This window comes from Endozoicomonas sp. GU-1, from assembly GCF_027366395.1.
In the GTDB taxonomy this organism is placed as follows: domain Bacteria; phylum Pseudomonadota; class Gammaproteobacteria; order Pseudomonadales; family Endozoicomonadaceae; genus Endozoicomonas.
Genome location: NZ_CP114771.1, coordinates 3,853,638 through 3,871,894 on the forward strand (window position 1 = coordinate 3,853,638; position 18,257 = coordinate 3,871,894).

General features: G+C 48.2%; 15 protein-coding genes. 11 read left to right on the plus strand and 4 right to left on the minus strand.

Going from position 1 to position 18,257, the window contains the following annotated elements:
* Positions 1-136: 136 nt before the first annotated feature.
* Positions 137-877 (minus strand): TrmB family transcriptional regulator, encoded by a 741-nt coding sequence (locus O3276_RS16160; RefSeq protein ID WP_209278052.1) that lies wholly within the window; start codon positions 875-877, stop codon positions 137-139.
* A 245-nt stretch (positions 878-1,122) separates the two neighbouring features.
* Here O3276_RS16160 and O3276_RS16165 point away from each other — a divergent pair, with 245 nt between their 5' ends.
* From O3276_RS16165 to O3276_RS16215, 11 genes are all read left to right on the plus strand, one after another.
* The gene (locus O3276_RS16165; protein ID WP_269672250.1) at positions 1,123-2,145 is read left to right on the plus strand and encodes an endonuclease/exonuclease/phosphatase family protein; all 1,023 of its coding nucleotides are present in this window, start codon (positions 1,123-1,125) and stop codon (positions 2,143-2,145) included.
* Positions 2,108-2,845, plus strand: a complete 738-nt coding sequence (locus O3276_RS16170; protein ID WP_269672251.1) for a hypothetical protein — start codon at positions 2,108-2,110, stop codon at positions 2,843-2,845. Before O3276_RS16165 ends, O3276_RS16170 begins: the two co-directional genes overlap by 38 nt.
* A 341-nt stretch (positions 2,846-3,186) precedes the next feature.
* Positions 3,187-4,563 carry a bifunctional UDP-N-acetylglucosamine diphosphorylase/glucosamine-1-phosphate N-acetyltransferase GlmU gene (glmU, locus tag O3276_RS16175; RefSeq protein ID WP_269672252.1) on the plus strand — a complete coding sequence of 459 codons (1,377 nt, stop codon included), beginning with the start codon at positions 3,187-3,189 and terminating at the stop codon, positions 4,561-4,563.
* 89 nt (positions 4,564-4,652) lie between these two features.
* Positions 4,653-6,485 (plus strand): glutamine--fructose-6-phosphate transaminase (isomerizing), encoded by a 1,833-nt coding sequence (gene glmS / locus O3276_RS16180; RefSeq protein ID WP_269672253.1) that lies wholly within the window; start codon positions 4,653-4,655, stop codon positions 6,483-6,485.
* Positions 6,486-6,633: 148 nt separating this feature from the next.
* Positions 6,634-7,461 (plus strand): TnsA endonuclease C-terminal domain-containing protein, encoded by an 828-nt coding sequence (locus tag O3276_RS16185; protein WP_269672254.1) that lies wholly within the window; start codon positions 6,634-6,636, stop codon positions 7,459-7,461.
* Positions 7,445-9,529 (plus strand): TnsB C-terminal domain-containing protein, encoded by a 2,085-nt coding sequence (locus tag O3276_RS16190; protein WP_269672255.1) that lies wholly within the window; start codon positions 7,445-7,447, stop codon positions 9,527-9,529. The genes O3276_RS16185 and O3276_RS16190 overlap by 17 nt, the downstream gene beginning before the upstream one ends.
* On the plus strand, positions 9,530-11,206 hold the full coding sequence (locus O3276_RS16195; RefSeq protein ID WP_269672256.1) for an AAA family ATPase: 1,677 nt from the start codon (positions 9,530-9,532) through the stop codon (positions 11,204-11,206).
* On the plus strand, positions 11,206-12,732 hold the full coding sequence (locus O3276_RS16200; RefSeq protein ID WP_269672257.1) for a TnsD family Tn7-like transposition protein: 1,527 nt from the start codon (positions 11,206-11,208) through the stop codon (positions 12,730-12,732). Before O3276_RS16195 ends, O3276_RS16200 begins: the two co-directional genes overlap by 1 nt.
* Positions 12,713-13,165: a hypothetical protein gene (locus O3276_RS16205; protein WP_269672258.1), complete on the plus strand. Its 453-nt coding sequence runs from the start codon at positions 12,713-12,715 to the stop codon at positions 13,163-13,165. The genes O3276_RS16200 and O3276_RS16205 overlap by 20 nt, the downstream gene beginning before the upstream one ends.
* A 791-nt stretch (positions 13,166-13,956) precedes the next feature.
* The gene (locus O3276_RS16210; RefSeq protein WP_269672259.1) at positions 13,957-15,135 is read left to right on the plus strand and encodes a MerR family transcriptional regulator; all 1,179 of its coding nucleotides are present in this window, start codon (positions 13,957-13,959) and stop codon (positions 15,133-15,135) included.
* Positions 15,136-15,157: 22 nt separating this feature from the next.
* Positions 15,158-15,709: a GNAT family N-acetyltransferase gene (locus O3276_RS16215; protein WP_269672260.1), complete on the plus strand. Its 552-nt coding sequence runs from the start codon at positions 15,158-15,160 to the stop codon at positions 15,707-15,709.
* Positions 15,710-15,734: 25 nt separating this feature from the next.
* Here the strand turns inward: O3276_RS16215 and O3276_RS16220 are convergent, their stop codons facing one another.
* From O3276_RS16220 to O3276_RS16230, 3 genes are all read right to left on the minus strand, one after another.
* Positions 15,735-15,905: a pseudouridine-5'-phosphate glycosidase gene (locus O3276_RS16220; protein ID WP_269672261.1), complete on the minus strand. Its 171-nt coding sequence runs from the start codon at positions 15,903-15,905 to the stop codon at positions 15,735-15,737.
* A 237-nt stretch (positions 15,906-16,142) separates the two neighbouring features.
* The gene (locus tag O3276_RS16225) at positions 16,143-16,454 is read right to left on the minus strand and encodes a hypothetical protein (protein WP_269672262.1); all 312 of its coding nucleotides are present in this window, start codon (positions 16,452-16,454) and stop codon (positions 16,143-16,145) included.
* Positions 16,455-16,690: 236 nt separating this feature from the next.
* Positions 16,691-17,758, minus strand: a complete 1,068-nt coding sequence (locus tag O3276_RS16230) for a hypothetical protein (RefSeq protein ID WP_269672263.1) — start codon at positions 17,756-17,758, stop codon at positions 16,691-16,693.
* Positions 17,759-18,257: the final 499 nt, after the last annotated feature.

Here is an 18,257-nt window from a genome sequence, read left to right on the forward strand (position 1 = left end):
CGCTCAGGGTGAACGGAGATTGTACACCTCAAACTCATTGAAACCATGTACTAGTAACACAGGCCCAATGTGTGACAAGTATAGAAAAGATTTTGATGAATTCTTGCCAGCTGCCCGATCAATCCAGAGTGGCCAATTAAAGCGTACTCCACAGTGTCTCGAAGATAATTTGCTGAGCGGCGGCAATTTCCGGTGAGTCCAGCACGACAGCGACCGGGTAATTTCTGGAACCCAGGGAAATCATCGCAACTTTTGGTGGATATATCGCAATATAGCTGGCATCCATGCGCCCTTTGGCGTCAATCCACTTGCGCTCAGACAGCCCGGCATCCTCCCCGCCTTCACCAATGGCAATCACCCGCACCTTGATATTCTTGCGGATACGCTGCTGTGTGTAGTTGGGAAACGGGCGGTACAGGTGCTGGCGAATCAATTTGGAGGAAAAGACACTGTATTCCCGGTCTTGTTGCCGGGCTACCGTATTGAGAATGTCTTTGAGTACAAACTCAATGCCACTGTCTCCTTCGTAGAAGCGGACATTCCCTGCACTGAAATCCGGCTTGAGATGATTCAGCTGCGGGATCAGCCTGAGCTTCATCTCTTCAATGGTAGTGTCCAGAGACTGTCGTTTTTCCTCCGCCAGCTCCAGCAGCTTTTCCGGAGGTTCAGCCGAGAAGATGCGACGCTTACCTTTCGGGAAGTAACTGACAACACCTTTGCCAGCGAGGTCTTTCAGGGTTTCGTAGGTGGTGCCTCGATTGATGCCGGTTTGCGCAGCAATATCCCGGATGGATGCTGAGCCAAGTTTTAAAAGGGCCAGATAAGTACTGACTTCCCGTTGGCTAAGACCAAGATTTTCCAGAGTATCAAGATTCATAGCGCGGGTATCGGGTTAATGTGGTCGGAGTCATAAACAGTGCCTGTCAGAAAACCCGCATTTTCACCAAGGGCAGGAGGATTGGCAACCAGCCCGGCGCGCCAAAGGTTTTTGACCTTGGGCAAGAATAGCCCTCTTACTGTTTCTTGCTGAAAAAATATCCGGGAATCGTATTTTTTCGATGGTGCAGGCAGTTTGGAGGCAAAACGGTGCGGCAGTCTTTTAAGTGGTGAGCGTAATTGTCGATGGCTGATATAAGCAGCAGACAAACCCGTGGAGATTTCATGCCTGAAGTCCGGCCAGCGCAAGCTCAGACCGATTATGTTTCCAGAGATAATCACTATGTTTATTCTCACAACCGCTTTGGCCGTGGTTGCCATTACCTTGGCCGGTTTCTGTCCCGACCGGTTTCTCTGGTCGCCGATTCGGCAACCAGGCTGTTTGCCCATGACCAACCCGGCAAAAGCAGCCCGTCTTCCGAGGGTGAAAAACAGACGCAAAATCTATCATTGTGGGCCAGGAAAGTAGCCCGGGTGACTGCCGTCACCTTATTTCTGGTGCCTTCATTGGCATTGGGAATCCTGGGGTTCTCCCTGCGCATGATTGGCAACCTGTTCAGGAAGGACATTTCCCTGATTCAGTCTTATGTGCCACCCGCCGTCTATTATCCTGAGCGGGGCCTGCATTTAATGACCTACAACACCGGCCTGATGCCGTCGTTTATCCGTAATCTCAACGACCTGCGCTCATCACAGCTGCGCAGTGGGGAGATTGCCGCAGCATTAACCCGCAATCCTGACGTTATCCCTGATGTTGTCTGCTTCCAGGAAGTGTTTGACCAGCAGGCGGCGAAGCGACTCTGTCAGGAGCTCAGTGGCCACTACCATCATATTGTGCACAGTGTCGCCCCCCGGGAAACCGGGTTGAACAGTGGCCTGGCGATTGCCAGCAAATATCCCGTTCAGGAGGTGTCATTCCGGCCGTTCTCTGATCTGGCCGCAGAAGACCTGCTGGCCAATAAAGGGCTGCTGCGCATCGTACTGGATCTCGGTAACGATAAAACGGCCGTGGTTTACAATACCCACCTTCAGGCTAAGGACGGTCAAACCTATGATGCGATCCGCGTTGGTGAGTTGAAGCAGATCAGACGGTGGGTTGAGGCGGATAGCAAGAACGACAGGCAGAATAACAGACACCATCATGGCATCTTCCTGATGGGAGACCTGAACATTGCCCGGTCAGATGAGCAGGGGGGGGGGGGGCATTAAAAACGAACAGTATCAACAGGGCAGGAAAGCACTGGGGGAAAAATTTACTGACAGTTACTACGAGACCCATGATGAAGGAAATGATACCCGGCTGGTTGAGCGCAGCGAGTCATTTTTTGTCAATAGCGACCAGGCAGCCATCAAGACGGCAAATCGTCGGGAGCCGGATGGGTCATGGTATCTCGGAGCCGGAAACAAAGTGCGTTACCCGTGGGGCAGCAAGCGCTGGAAAGCACATCCCCAGGTGGCAAGGCACTGTATTTATGACCGCCAGCTGGTCTACAGAGACATTGAAAAAAAATGGGCATCCCATACCGAAATACGGCAACTGGGGCTGGATGTTGCTGATGATCTGGAAAGCGGGTTATCTGACCATTTGCCGGTTTCTGTTATCTACCGGGAAGCGGAAGGTTTTTCTGCGGCCATTGCCCGTCTGAAGCCGGAGAATTTTACCACCCGAGAGGTCAGGGATCTGGTGAAGCAATTAAAGTTTGACTATGGTCGCCTGATCAGTGATCAGACCGGTGAGCATACCATTGATGAAGAGTTCTCAGGCGTCAATCCCCTGTGCAGAATTGCTGAATGCAGGACTTATTATAAAAGACAACCAGTGATTGTGCATGAGCTTGACCGGCTGGAAAAAGTGGTCAGGCAAAGTATGAATCCTGTTGCCGGAACACCCGGGTCAAACACCGGGTAAACCGTGCTGTCGGTACTGCTGTTGCTTGCACTGTTGTCAATTATTTTATGACATAAAGGGTTGTCTTTTTACGCACTGTGATTAACCTACTGATGTGAAGTAGATTTTCGAGCATTCAGGAGTCAGTGGTTGGATAACTGTGACAGTCATTCCAATGACTCCAACCGTTCAATATTCCTGACATTTCAGAAAAACATAATTTCTGTTCTGGTACCTTTCTCCCAAAGAGCACTCCGATTTATCAGGCTTAATACCTGAAAGTGCTTCTGTTTTTACGTTACCAGACGAAACAGTTATAAAGCAGATGCTCCCGTTGGGGCACTTTGTCGACCGAGGCTACCATGAGAGCTGATATCGTTATTCTTGCTGCCGGGCAGGGCAGCCGTATGAAATCCAAACTGCCAAAGGTGCTGCATCGTATCGCTGGCAAGCCCATGCTGGAGCATGTGATCCTCAGTGCCCTGCACACGCAGAGAAAAGTCGGTGATGGCAAGATTCACGTGGTGATTGGTCACGGCGCAGAGCAGGTAAAACAGGCACTGGGCCACTACGATCTGAACTGGGTGGTTCAGGAAGAGCAGTTGGGTACCGGCCATGCTGTGCAGCAGGCACTGCCGGGCTGCAAAGGTGCCGATGTGGTGCTGGTGCTCTATGGCGACGTTCCCCTGATTCACTCCTCTTCCCTGCAGTCACTGCTGGCGGCCAGTAACGGTGAGCGCCTCGGCCTGCTGACCATCAACCTGGCCAACCCTTCCGGTTATGGCCGGATTATCCGCGATGGCTTTGGCAACATTCAGGCCATTGTTGAGGATAAGGACGCCAGCCCGGAGCAGCTGGCCATTAATGAAGTGAATACGGGCATCATGGCCATTCCCGGCAATAAGGTCAGTGGTTGGGTCAATGGTCTGAAGAATGAAAATGCCCAGCATGAGTTCTATCTCACCGATATTGTCTCGATGGCCGTGACCGAAGATACCCCGGTCATTCATGTCCAGCCGCAGCTCCCAATTGAAGTGGAAGGTGTGAACAGCCGTGTCCAGCTGATGGAGCTGGAACGCGCTCGGCAACATCAGCTGGCCAATAACCTGATGGTGAATGGTGTCACGATCATTGACCCACATCGTCTGGATATTCGTGGCGACGTCAAGACTGGCCATGACATTACCCTGGACATCAATGTGGTTCTCGAAGGCAAGGTTGAGCTGGCAGATAACGTTTATATCGAACCCGGTTGTGTGATTCGCAACTCTGTTATCGGGGAAGGTGCCATTATCAAGGCACACTCCATTCTTGAAGATGCGGTTGTCGCTGCCGGGTGTGAGGTTGGTCCGTTTGCCCGATTGAGGCCAGGCACCGAACTTAAGGAAAAAGCCCGGGTTGGCAACTTTGTGGAAATCAAGAAAACCGTGATTGGTAAAGGCAGCAAGGTCAATCACCTCAGCTATGTGGGCGACGCTGAAGTTGGCGATGAGGTGAATGTTGGTGCTGGCACTATTACCTGCAATTACGATGGTGTCAATAAATTCAGGACGGTGATTGGCGATGGCGCTTTTATCGGCAGCAACAGTTCGCTGGTGGCTCCTGTGACCATTGGGCGTGGTGCAACCACCGGTGCTGGTTCCACCATTACCAAAGATATTCCCGATGATCAGTTGGCCGTGGCACGTGGCAAGCAGCGCAATATCGAAGGCTGGCAGCGCCCGGTAAAGAAAGACTGAGATTTACAGGAAGGGGGGAGATGACTCTCAGGTCATCCACTCCCCGATGATTTTTGCAACGTTTATGATTACCCAGGGGATCGACAACTATGTGTGGGATTGTTGGTGCTGTAGCGCAAAGAGATGTCGCAGATATTCTGCTGGAAGGGCTTCGTCGTCTGGAATACCGGGGCTATGACTCAGCAGGTGTCGCTATTATTAACGACAATGGCAAACTTCACAGAGAAAGGCGTACCGGCAAGGTATCTGAGCTGGCCGAAGCGGTTTCTCTGAACCCGCTTCGGGGCGGCACCGGTATTGCCCATACCCGCTGGGCCACCCATGGGGCACCCAGTGAGCGTAACGCCCATCCTCATGTATCAGAAGATCATATTGCCGTTGTCCATAATGGCATTATTGAAAACCATGAAACATTAAGAGCGTTTCTGCAGGGCGAAGGCTATGTCTTTACCTCGGATACCGATACGGAAGTTATTGCCCATCTGGTCAGCCTGGAACTCAAGGGCAGCGACTCCCTGCTCGACGCCGTGCAGAAAGCGGTAGCCAGGCTGGAAGGTGCCTATGGCATGGTGGTGATGGACTGCAACGACAATGAACGTCTTGTGGTTGCCCGTTCCGGCAGCCCACTGGTGATTGGGGTCGGTATTGGCGAACACTTTATCGCATCCGACCAGCTGGCACTGTTCCCGGTGACCCGCCGATTCATGTTCCTGGAAGAAGGCGATGTAGCGGAAGTGACCCGCAACGGGGTGACGATTCTGGATGCTGCTGGCAACCCTGTTGAGCGAGATGCCCGGGACAGCGACATAGAACATGATGCTGGTGATAAAGGCCCTTATCGCCACTACATGCTGAAAGAGATCTATGAGCAGCCGGAAGCCATCGCCAATACCCTGGAAGGTCGACTGGGCGAGCATCAGCTGAATCTCGATATCCTGGGCAAAGAAGGTCAGGAGATCCTCAATAAAACCCGTGCCGTGCAAATCGTTGCCTGCGGTACCAGTTACCATGCCGGTATGGTGGCTCGCTACTGGTTTGAAGAGCTGGCGGGTATTCCCTGCCGTGTTGAGATTGCCTCTGAGTTCCGTTACCGGAAATTCTTTGTGCCGGAGGATTGCCTGTTTGTCACCATCTCCCAGTCCGGTGAGACCGCCGATACGCTGGCGGCATTGAAACTGGCAAAAGAACTGGGCTATATGGCTTCACTGAGCATTTGTAATGTGCCGGGCTCGTCCATGGTGCGGGAATCGGATATCGCCATGATGACCCGGGCCGGTGCAGAAATTGGTGTGGCATCCACCAAGGCATTTACCACCCAGTTAACGGCACTGCTGATGCTGGTGACGGCCATTGGCCGACATACGGGAATGACTCCGGAACAGGAATCCAATGTTGTTTCAGCGTTACGGAATCTGCCACACATCCTGAAGAGTACCCTGGCCCTGAGTGATGACATTGAAGCCATGGCGGAAGCCTTTGCCGATAAACATCACAGTCTGTTCCTGGGCCGTGGTACCCAGTACCCCATCGCCATGGAAGGGGCTCTGAAGCTAAAAGAGATTTCCTATATCCATGCCGAAGCCTACGCCGCCGGTGAACTGAAGCATGGCCCACTGGCCCTGATCGATAACGATATGCCGGTAATTGTGGTGGCACCGAACAACGACCTGCTGGAAAAACTGAAATCCAATATGGAAGAGGTGCGGGCAAGAGGCGGGCAGCTGTTTGTCTTTGCGGATAAACAGGCCAACCTGACCGAGACCGAAGGTGTCCGGGTTCTGCCCGTGGACGAGGTGCCGGAAGTGGTTGCCCCGATTCTTTACACCATTCCCCTGCAGCTGCTCTCTTATTATGTGGCGATTATCAAGGGTACCGATGTTGATCAGCCGCGCAACCTGGCCAAAAGTGTGACGGTTGAATAATTCGGGTATTTGGTGGCAGTAATGTTGTGGGCAAGTAATAAAGTATCATACTGAGTAATAAAGTATCATACCAAGTAATAAAGTTGCATACTGAAACCGTCCAGCGTTACCCTATGTTACTTGAGGGTTGGGCTGGACGGTTTTTGTTATGGCAAAAAAGCAGTACGGTAACTCAGAGGCGAAAAACCGGCGATGGATAAAAGAAGGCCGGGGCTCTGGTCGAGGCAAAGATTATAAACCTTGGTTGACGGTCAGGGATTTGCCATCAGAGGGTCGCTCTCACCGTGTCTTTGGTCACAAATCGCAACGAACTCATCACCTTTTATCTGATCTTGAGCTTGCCGTCTTTTTGCTGCTTGAGTGGTCTACCAAAACTACAGATATCAGAGAACAATTTCCTCTTCGTCTGGAAGATACCCTGTCCGTAGCCGTTGAGGCCGGTATTGCCCATCCATCTCTGCGTGGTGTCAATCAGATTATGTCGTCTGATTTTCTGGTGAATACTTCTGACAGGATAAATCCAAAATTTGTGCTTCAGGCAAAGTATGAAGAAGCGTTTCATGACACCAGAACCGTAGAGAAGCTGGAGCTTGAACGTCGTTACTGGATAAAGAAAAATGTTCCATGGATGCTGGTTACTGAAAAAGACATCCCGAAAGTCGTCTTTCAAAATATTGGCTGGTTATATCCTGCGCAACGGGATGAATTGGAAAGCCAAACAGTACTGGAAAGGGTGGATTTCTACACTCACCACTTCTACAAAAAGCCCCATGACCCTCTAATAGAAGTCGCAAAGCAGTTGGATATGGCCTATGACCTGCCAGCAGGGCAATCCCTTTTGGAAATCCGGCAACTCATGGCAAGACGCAGTTTGATATTCGATATCCTTATTCCACATACAAAGCTCAAATCTTCCGACCTCCGAGTTGGTAGAGCCGTTGTGTCAGAGGAGGTACAGAGTGTTTCGAGTCAATGAAGTGCTGCATTTCGACGCTGAGAAATATCGGGTGCTGAAACTGCTTCAGGATCATTTAGTCTGGATCAAAGTTGAAGATGAAGATGAAGTTTCGTTTCCTTCGCTAGTACTCCAGAATGAATTAGAAGCAGCCATTATTGATGAAACACTTACTCGCATAGATGACCCATATGAAGAACTTTCATACTTGTCCCCTGAGCAAGGGACAGCAGCATATGTAAAGCGCGAAAGCAACTATCAGCTAATAAAGCCATTGGTAAGTGCTCCGGATTTTTATGACCCGAAGGTCAGATCGCATATCATTCAGGCCATTATCAAAGAAAAGGGTTCTACCAAACAGACTCTGTACCGCCTGGCCAGACGTTACTGGCAACGCGGGCAAACGCCGAATGCTTTACTGCCTGACTATAAAAACTCCGGAGGTAAAGGAAAAAAGCGACACTCTTCTGGTAAGAAACTGGGAAGACCAAGAGAGTACACGCCGGGTGTTGGCGCGATTGTTGATGCTGAAGTTGAGAAGCTGTTTCGTATCGCGATTGACCGTTATGTACTCAATGAGAAAAAAAGGTCTTTTCCAGCAGCGCACCGGAAGTTTAAAACTCTTTATGAAAATTATTTTCCGGATACACCTGAGTCAGAAATACCTTCCCAATGGCAGATGATGCACTTCTTCAAGAGGGAGTATGACCAGGTTGAGAAGATCCAGAAACAAGCAACCAGGATTGAGTTCAATAAAGATATCAGACCCTTATCGGCAACCGCTAACACTCAGGTATTGGGGCCTGGGTCCAGGTTTGAGATAGATGCCACTATTGCTGATATCTATCTGGTGTCAGACAGTGACCGGGGAAATATTGTTGGACGACCAACAGTTTATCTTGTGATTGATGTTTTCAGTCGCATGATTGCCGGATTTTATGTTGGCTTTGAAGATGCCTCCTACGTTGCAGCTATGCAGGCTCTGGCCATGTCCATGACCGATAAAGTTGAGCTATGCAGGCAATTCGGTTTTGAAATTACGACAGATGACTGGCCAGTGGTTGGAGTACCTGATGCGATATTAGCTGACCGGGGAGAACTTTTAGGGTACCAGATCGAATCACTGGAGCGTAACTTTTCTGTCAGGATTGAGAATACGCCTCCTTATCGTGGTGACGCCAAGGGCATCGTCGAGAGAAGTTTCAGGTCTTTACAGGCCGACTTCAAACCCTATGCTCCCGGCGTCGTTCAAGGTACTACGGTCAAAAAGCGTGGAGGAAAGAATTACCGTCTGGACGGAAAAATAACGATAACGGAATTCACAGAAATTATTCTTGCTTCAATTCTCTACCACAACCAATTTCATGCCCTTGAAAAATATGATCGGGATAGTGATATACCTTCAGACTTACCAATGACACCGTTGTCATTATGGCAATGGGGTGTGCAACATCGAACTGGTCGGTTAAGAGTGGTCCCGGAAGATGCCTTAAGAGTCAGCTTGCTGCCACGTACCAAAGCCACTTTTTCTGAACTGGGAGTCTGTGTTTTCGGTGTCTACTACACATCCGGGGAAATTTTAAAAGAGGGCTGGTTACACAGATCATCAGAGGTTGTCCGTCCAGAAACAATGGATGCTGCCTATGACCCCAGGATTGCAGATTGTATTTACCTGTTCCCAAAGCAAAACACGACAAAGTACTGGATCTGCAACTTAACCCAGCGATCACGGCAGTTTGCCGGTTGTTCGTTTTGGGATGTATGGCAAGTCACAGAACAGCAGAAAAAAACGCTCGCTCACAGCAAGCTTGAGGCTGACAAGAAAAAGCGGGAGCTGGAGGACCTGATTGAGAAGAAAATCAAGTCAGCGATCTCCCTCGCTCCAGGCTCTGATCACCGGTCTAACGCCGAAAAGTTGAGTGCTATAGGCGAAAACCACCGAAGAGAAAAAGAGGCTGAACGTCAACGGACAGGTTACTTACCAGAAACGAAAAAGAAGGAATCCGCTCAAGTCATTCCGATGACTGAATCAGCTGAAGACTATAGCTTTCCTGATCATATAGACGAGCTTTTTGATGAGGATGACTGAATGGCATTACCAACCAACATCACCAAGGCCGTTTACCTCGATCCGGGAGTGGCGCAATACCGGGGCAACCCGTTGATTGAAGCCTTGCCGCCTATTCTAACAACGCAGGATATTAGAAAAGGGCTTATTGGAGATGTCACTTATGACCCTCGGGAGGCCTTTGTTGATGGTAGTAAACGGGTTCATATCATCGCCCGGTTGCTTGATGATTTTTTTCAGCCCCTGGCCAATCATATTCAACTGGAAACAAAGCTTTCGATCATGATCCGCAGGGGCTATGTCGGTAGAAATCTGGCTGATGGCTCCCTGAATGCACATATGCAAAATGGCTACGAACGGCTAATGAAAGGGGAACTGGGCGTTTTTCGCTTTGAGCAAGCCAAGTCTACAGCTCGTAGTCTGGCACTAATCGGATGCTCTGGTAGCGGCAAAAGCACAACACTTAACCGAATCCTGGCAACTTACCCTCAAGCGATTTACCACGAAGTGTATAATTTTACCCAGATCACTTATCTGAAGGTTGATTGCCCCCATGATGGTTCGCTAAAGAATCTGTGTATCCACTTCTTTCGAGCCATCGATAATCTGATTCATACGGATTACGAGCAAAAATACGCACTGAAGCGGCACAGCATTGATACCCTGCTGGCGCTGATGAGCCAGATTGCCAACCTGCACGCTATTGGCGTTCTGGTGATTGATGAAATCCAGCACCTTAGTCGCCAGCGCTCAGGTGGCGTAGAACAAATGTTGAATTTCTTCGTCACTCTGGTCAACGTCATTGGCCTGCCTGTAGTTATGGTCGGTACACCCAAAGCCAGACCTATCTTTGAAACAGATCTCCGGTCAGGCCGCCGTGGTGCCGGGTTTGGTGCCTTGATATGGCACCCCGTGAAACAACAGCCTTCGACCCAAAATCCGAAAACCGGGCAGATACAAAAAAGTGAATGGACCGCCTTCACAGACAAGCTTTGGAAATATCAGTGGTTGCAGAAGCGTGACGAGCTGTTGAGCGATGACATTCGGGACTGCTGGTATGAGCTTTCCCAAGGCGTTCTGGATATTGTGGTCAAGCTGTTTGTGCTGGCTCAGCTCAGGGCAATAGCCACTCGCACGGAACGTCTGACCTCGAAGTTAATGAGGCAAGTCTATACGGACGAGTTTAAGCCTGTTCACCCTATGCTGGACGCCCTTCGCTCAGGCGATGAAGAGCGTATTGCCAAATACTCTGACCTGACATTTCCGGAGATTGATGAGAAGTTGCTGGAGCTGAGTGCAAAGATTGAGGAGTCAATCGCTTCAGATCAGGAAGAATTGGAACAATATGGTGGTAATGAGCAGGCAGAGAGGCTCCATAACCTGTTGATTGCCATGGATTGTAAGTCAGATTTGCTGGTTCCCCTGATCAAGAAAGCCTTCAAGCAAAAGCCCGGTTTATCAGTGCGTGAACTGATCCCGGTCGTCCTGGATTGGTATGATCGACCAGGGAAAAAGCCAGATGGTAACTCAACAAAAACAAAGAATAAGAGCATAAGCCGTAAAGACTGGCATACGCTTGAAACCAGTGATCTGAGATTTAAATTCACTCAGGTGGATGATGATGCATCCCTGTACGATGGATTGAAGCAGTCTGGCATGATCTTCAACACAGAAGCCTGGCTCAAGGAAGCTGGCTGATGCTGAATTTCCCTCGACCCTATCCAGATGAGCTGATCTACAGCGTTATTGCCAGAGCGGGGATACACCATGGAATCACCAGCCCAAAGATGCTGTTAGATGAGGTTTTTGATGACCGGAAAATCATTGCTACGGTTGATCTCCCAAATCATTTGGCCAATATTGCCAGACAATACCCGGAAACGCTGGGCTATAGCACTGAGTCATTAGCTTACCAGCACACTCTGTTTCCCGTTTATGCCCCTTTTACCACGGAAAATCGAAGGCTGAATTGCCTGAACTGGATGGCATCCAGCTCGCAGGGAGCCATTCATTTAGCGTTGGGTGTTGCTGCCTCAAGAATCAAGCAAGAACGCTGCATGTGTTATTGTCCTGAATGTCTTGATGAGCAGAAGAAAACCTATGGGGAATATTATTGGGCCAGACAATGGCAACTGGCCGGTGCGAACTGCTGTATCAAGCATGGGAAACTTCATGCAGCCAAATCGTTACGGCATGAATACCACAGGCACCAATTTTTCCCCGCTTCACCAGAACTTTGTCCAGCAGTGAAAAAGCAAAAGGGAAAAGAGCAGGATAGGAAAGTCGCTATTCAAACTGGTCTTTTGCTCTCGTCGCTGCCTGCTGAGTCCGCAAGCTTTGAACAGTGGAGCCACTTTTATAAAAGGCTGGCTTTGCAAGCAGGTTGCAATCGAGGGCAGCAAATCCGGTATGAATCCATCAGGGAGAGAGTGTGTCAATACTGGACGATGGGGTGGCTGAATGCACAAGGGCTTCACGTTTCTGATGATCAGTCATGCTGGTTAAGAGGAATTTTTCGCAAACACCGAAAATCGTTCAGTTACCTGGAGCACATTGTTGCCCTGGCACCTTTCCTGCCTGATGACTGGCGAATCACCGACGCTATCACTCAAGTCAAAGCGATTCAGCCACCAATGGGGCAATGTGAGCAGTTGCCTCCTGAGGGGCAAGCAGAAGCGATACAACCTAAACGCAGGGAATGGCATGCTTTGGTGGATAAACATGGGCTAAAAGTAGCAAGGAACGGTAATGGTGCTTTATATGCCTGGTTGTATCGACATGATCAGATCTGGCTTCTCGATATAAATCATCAGTACAGGCAAAAACGGCCTCCGGCTCCACAGAAGATTGACTGGCATAGAAGGGACAAAAGCACCGTAAGGGAACTGATCATAATCCGTGATAAGTACGAACTGCTTTTGGATTCCCCCAGATGGTCAAAAAGCTGGTATCTATCGAAGCTTCAAAAATCAGCTGCAAGCATTGAGAAAAATCCAGACAAGTACCCACTCGTACATCAATTCTTACATCGCTACTGCGAGCAGACGACAGACTATCAAATACGGCGTATTACCCGCTCCCTACTGTCCTGCCAGTATCCGGCTGACAGGCCAGAGCGTTGGCAGCTGCTTCGTATGTCAGGATTGAGTGACGAACGCATAACTCCAATCACAAACCGTTTTTTACAGGAAGTACTGAAATATCATGCAGGGAATACGATTTGAACATCTTGCGGATGATACTCAGGTCAGGGCCATTGGCTCACTGTTCCGAAAAACCACTGGCTCCCAGTGGGGGATTAATCTTGGCTTTTACCCTTTTCAGCCCAAAAAATCCCTGACTGTTTCCCATGCGCCTATCTTGGCAAGAAGACGTGTGTTTAACCCAACCAATCCTTATAAGCAGGCTGGTTATCGGCAAGTGTTTGCCATCACGGATACCAGCTGCTGGAGGGTCGAGGCCTTAAAGAACTGCCCTGTTCTGGAGAACCTGCAACCTATAGAGCAAGAACAATTGTGCTTTGTTTTCCAGACTGAGAATGGGCTCACGGTATATCTGCCGCAGTTTGAACTGGCAAGGGCACTGTTCATGCATGATGGTTATCTGTCGCGGACAGCCCTGGAGCCACATCTTTTAAACAGGATAAAGCGAATATAAATTTCTATCCAGATCTAGGCCGAGTATTTAAGATGGTTAAAATATTTGAGTCTGATTTATATGAAGGTTCCTTGGTACCTGTGATAATTGCTCATAGAAATGCATCTATCAGTAGGCTTCCAGGTGGAAAAGTCCTTGATATTGCAACGCGTATTGCCTTTGATCAGAAGCATAAGGATAAAGTCAAAGCTCCATAATCTATATAGTTATACGGAGAGATTACTTTTAGCCGATATTAGTGTTAGCCATTGGAACTTGTAATTCATGGGCGTTTTTGATCTATATTCTGGATAAACTTAAGACTGGTTAGAAATCGTTCTACCCAGTCGGCTTTATGTTTGAGATGTGCTTCTTCTGCTCAAAACAGGCGGACAAAATTTTTCTCAGTATGAAACTTTATTACTTGGAATTATCTAGAATTAGCCATGCTGCCTGATTCTAGTATGAAAATTTATTTTTGAAACTTCGGATTTTGAAACCGTAGAATGCGGCTTTCAGGGGCGTTCAGTGTGATACTTTATTACTCTCCTACAAATGTTGTAGGAGAGTAATAACTGCCTTTCACCATCCCGATTGATATTCAGGAAAATATCAATCGGGATGGTGAAAGGCAGGTTGATGGTTCTTGATAACCCGGTACTGCCTCTTCATAACAACCTCAGTGAAAGCCAGATAAGAGAACACGTCAAACGGCGTAAAATCAGTGGTGGCACCAAAGTGAGGGTGGCCGACGTAGAGACACCTTTGCAAGCCTGTCAAAGTACCTTCACTGGTTTAATAAAAAATCTTTAATGTATCGCATATCCGAACTGGCAGCACAGGTTGGCCTGTCTCGGGCCGCACTCATCTACTACGAGAAGATCGGCCTGATCAAAGGCAAGCGACAGGCTAATGGCTATCGCAGGTACAGTGATCGGGATGTCCAGCAACTTCATATGATTCAACTTTTACAGGCTGGCGGATTGACGCTGAAAGAGTGCCAGGCCTGCCTGAATGCCAAAATTGAACGACAATTGCTTTCCAATCGTCTCCACCGGCTTGATGAAGAGATTGCCAGGAAGCAGAAGTCGCGTCAGTTACTGGCTGCCATGCTGGGTGAAGGTGAACTCACTGCATGGCATGAACAAGTGGATAAAATTGCACCAGATGTCCATTTGGACTGGTTAATAAAGCAGGGTTTTGATGAGAAAAATGCCCTGCGATTAAAATGGTTATCAAAAGATATGAACAGTCATCAGAAGTATATGGCAGATTTCACGCGTGTTTTTGACATATTGGACAGATGGGGGCCCGGCTCGGAAGAAGAAACCCTGAAAGCCCTGGCTCAAGTACCCATATCTGTGCAAACCATTCTTGAGCTAGGCTGCGGAAAAGGTATCGCCACCGCAGTACTGGCGCAAAACAGTAGTGCGCAGATCACTGCCGTTGATAATGATGAACCGGCATTAATTCGCCTGATGGAGCGAGCCAGAGAAGCCGGTGTGGAAGAACGCATCACGACTCATTGCGGCAGTATGACAGATCTGCCCTTTGAACCGGAAAGCTTTGACCTGATCTGGGCTGAAGCCAGCGCCTATATCATGGGCGTCCCCCATGCGATGCAACAGTGGCAAAACCTGCTGAGAAAAAATGGAGTTCTGGTCATCAGTGACCTGGTCTGGAAAACCCATACGCCAGACAAAGAGGTCCGGAGTTTCTGGGATAAAGAATACCCCGGCCTGGTAACAACAGAGGAACGTCTTCAACAGGCAGAAGCCGCAGGATATCGGGTAATTGACAGCTTTGCTTTAAGCAAGCAGGCCTGGAAAGCCTACTATGAACCTCTTGAGATACGGGTAAATGATTTAAAAGCAGAAATGGCGGACTCTGCCGCATTGAGAGATATACAGGCCGAGCTGGAAATTTACCACAACTACCTTGGGCAGTTTGGCTATCAGGTGTTTGTGCTACAACGCTCAGAAAAATTGTAATTGATTTGGAGGCTATGGAAACGTGGAGTTTTCAGTTTACGATCCAGGCGAAATTGACGAGATCAGAGATCTTTTTATCAGAACATTTACAGACTCAGAAAGTGAGGCGGAAGGAACAATGGTCGGCAACCTGGCCTATGAGTTAATGAATACAACGGACAACAATGATCTCTTTGTTTTTGTTGCCCGGGATCATCATCAACACCATGGCGCGCAGATTGCCGGCTGCATTATTTTTTCCCGGTTAACTTTTGACAGCGGTATCGATGCTTTTCTGCTGTCTCCCGTTGCTGTCAGCAGTGATTACCAGGGTAAAGGTACCGGTCAGGCACTGATTAACTTTGGCCTGAGCATACTAAAAGACAATGGTACTCAATTGGTATTCACCTATGGTGACCCCAACTACTATTCGCGAACAGGGTTTGCGCCGGTCAGTGAAGCCGTGATCAGGGCACCACTGCCACTGTCCCATCCGGAAGGTTGGCTAGGCCAGGCGCTGATCAGCAAGACGATTGAGCCAATGAATGGTAAACCACAATGTGTTGAGGCGATGAATAAGCCTGAAATCTGGTAATCAAGAAAAAGGGTAGGCAACAGACCTACTCTTTTTCTAATAAACAATAATCACAGGCAATTTGACTCGCCAGCTGGACATTGCTTTTCAATAACTCAATATTGGTTGCCAGTGAACGCCCTTCAGTAGCTTCGTGCAGCTTTTTAGGTAGCCAGGGTATAATGGCTTTTTCCGTCACCCCAAGATCCAGAATCATCTTGGGTCCTGCACAGACTTAAAGAAAAAAAGATAAAAGAAAAAGGACACCCACTTTTTAAAAAGTGAAGAGAGTACATCATTTATTTATTTTTTAAATGATTAAATTCTCATTAATACCAAGCAAGAAGAGTATAAAAAGTACTCAGCAACGGCAGACAGAAGACACTATCGAGAAAATATAAGAAAGAGCAATCAGAAAATTCTGGCCACATTAAAGTAAATGAAAATGTGTTGATCAGGCAGGATAGAGATTACCACTCACAGACATCCCATGAACCCAGTATTTTCCGGTGCTTTCTGCATAAGCCCTCAGTGAAGTCAGCTTGCCGACTGCGCGGTGAAAACGATTATGCCAGTGCATTGTCTGCAGCCATTCATCTGGGTCAATACCCAAGCGCTCCAAGATGGGGGGTGCTTCGTCAGTTATACGACCACGTTTGTCTTTGCGGATAATTCGGCCAGACCAGTCAACCAGTTCAAAGTAGCTGCTGAGTGGGTATGGAATCGCCTGTTCGGGGTTTTGACCCTGAGCTTTTAACGGTTTCAAGTGCGCCTTTTTTTTTCGTTTGCGCTGTCGTATGTCCCAATGCGCTCTTTAATAGAGGTATGTTCTGAGGTTTTCAGCGTTGTAAGACTTCTTTGGTGTCCCATTTTTTTGCTTGCTGATTATTGATATGAAGCACCACATGATAATGATTAGACATAACCACATGAGCACAGACTTCCAGGACAAAAATACCAGAAAGCGCTTTCAACCGATCAACCACCCACTGCCTGCGATGCTCATAGTTTTTGCCCGAGAAATTGTCTTTGCAAAATTCTCAAACGGCGCTTCTTCTGGTATTCCCTATGGTACTCTCTCTGGCGCTGAACGTAAGCGGGATCTTTGCGGCGCTCGATGAGCCGCTTTCTTCTACGTTCAGCGTGTGCGGGATCTTTGTGCAACTCATGTCGGCGCTGTGTTTCACGCTCTACGTAAGCAGGATTTTTGCGAAGTTCCCTTTGGCGTATCTTTCTGCTCTCCCGCTTGGCAGGATCTTTGAGACGCTCCCTTTGCCGCTCCCTCTCGCGCTCTGCGAAAGCGGGATCATTCTTATAGCGCTCCCTTCGTTTCTTTGCCAAATCAGGACCATTCTGGTATCGCTTCCTTTGGTATGTCCTGTGGCGCTCTGCGTAATCGGGGTCATTCCGGTAACGCTTCCTTTGGTATATCCTTTGGTGCTCTAGGTGATCGGAATGATTCTGATAGCAATTTTGGTACTCAACTGCTGAAGTGTTGCCATTAAGTACTTCTTCTGCCTGCCACGTTTGATGATCACTTGTCGTTTGGTTGTGGTTTTGCCAGCTAGCTACCCTAACTGGCATTGAATGTTGTTGATTAGAGAGTATTGCATGAAGATTAGGCAACAGACCATCCGGGTCCCACTCTGGTATTGGCTCGTTGACCTCAGGCTCGTTCTCCACTAAGCATTCATTCTGAAGAAAGTGTATGTCTGGTATTGATGACAGTGAATCATCCAAGAGGGTAGTGTCAGAATAATAAGATGAATATTCATCCAGCCTTGGCAGTAGTATCCCAGAGATATTAATTTCATCAGGGGCTCCTTGATCGCTACTGGTCAGAGATGCAATATTGTATTCATACAATGAACTAAAAGGACCAGGGCTGTTGTTGTGTCTGTCTGATTGACTATGGTAAACATGAAAAGGATCGTCCAGTGCCTGAACAGATATGCCTTGGTACGTCGGCTGCTGTTCATTTCTCATAGTTTGGTGCTTTTGTTCTTGTGAGCTTGAATAAAACCCGGCAAAAGCAACATTGAATTGAGTTGATTTAACAGAGCGTTCCATTGAATTATTAAACTATTGAATTCCAGCTTAAGACTTTTTCTGATCATATAAGTTTCACCCATAAATACTCTGTTCAATAATTATTTTAACCATGCCTCATTATTTGTTATCGCTATTAGTAATGTTGAAAGTGCTTTGACAGCCCCTGAAGATTAAAATATTTTAGTACCGATGGCAGCATCCAGCGGTTAATAAGCAAATTAAGCCAGTGGCAAGAATAAACGAAGCTGCTTTACTGACCTGCTTGGCGTATGTGGATTTGAACCCGGCTGGGAGGCTGACCGAGAATAGCGCCCGTAGCGAGGATTGCGAGAAATTGAGGATAAAAATTTCTGCTTCTGAGGAGAATAGCGGGGCTATTTGACGAAGAAGCAGGAATTTTTAGACCAATTTATCGTAACCGCAGTAGGGCAGTCTATTCTCGGTCAGCCTCCTTGAGCCGGGATTGTGCAAACGCCAGAGACCTTTGAATATATTTCTATCAGCAAAAGGACAAAAC

What these genes read in the sequence shown, in the direction of transcription:
- O3276_RS16160 (WP_209278052.1), bottom strand. Translation starts at nt 877, where the DNA reads ATGAATCTTGATACTCTGGAAAATCTTGGTCTTAGCCAACGGGAAGTC.
- O3276_RS16165 (WP_269672250.1), top strand. Translation starts at nt 1,123, where the DNA reads ATGGCTGATATAAGCAGCAGACAAACCCGTGGAGATTTCATGCCTGAA.
- glmU (WP_269672252.1), top strand. Translation starts at nt 3,187, where the DNA reads ATGAGAGCTGATATCGTTATTCTTGCTGCCGGGCAGGGCAGCCGTATG.
- glmS (WP_269672253.1), top strand. Translation starts at nt 4,653, where the DNA reads ATGTGTGGGATTGTTGGTGCTGTAGCGCAAAGAGATGTCGCAGATATT.
- O3276_RS16185 (WP_269672254.1), top strand. Translation starts at nt 6,634, where the DNA reads ATGGCAAAAAAGCAGTACGGTAACTCAGAGGCGAAAAACCGGCGATGG.
- O3276_RS16195 (WP_269672256.1), top strand. Translation starts at nt 9,530, where the DNA reads ATGGCATTACCAACCAACATCACCAAGGCCGTTTACCTCGATCCGGGA.
- O3276_RS16200 (WP_269672257.1), top strand. Translation starts at nt 11,206, where the DNA reads ATGCTGAATTTCCCTCGACCCTATCCAGATGAGCTGATCTACAGCGTT.
- O3276_RS16205 (WP_269672258.1), top strand. Translation starts at nt 12,713, where the DNA reads ATGCAGGGAATACGATTTGAACATCTTGCGGATGATACTCAGGTCAGG.
- O3276_RS16210 (WP_269672259.1), top strand. Translation starts at nt 13,957, where the DNA reads ATGTATCGCATATCCGAACTGGCAGCACAGGTTGGCCTGTCTCGGGCC.
- O3276_RS16220 (WP_269672261.1), bottom strand. Translation starts at nt 15,905, where the DNA reads ATGATTCTGGATCTTGGGGTGACGGAAAAAGCCATTATACCCTGGCTA.
- O3276_RS16230 (WP_269672263.1), bottom strand. Translation starts at nt 17,758, where the DNA reads ATGGAACGCTCTGTTAAATCAACTCAATTCAATGTTGCTTTTGCCGGG.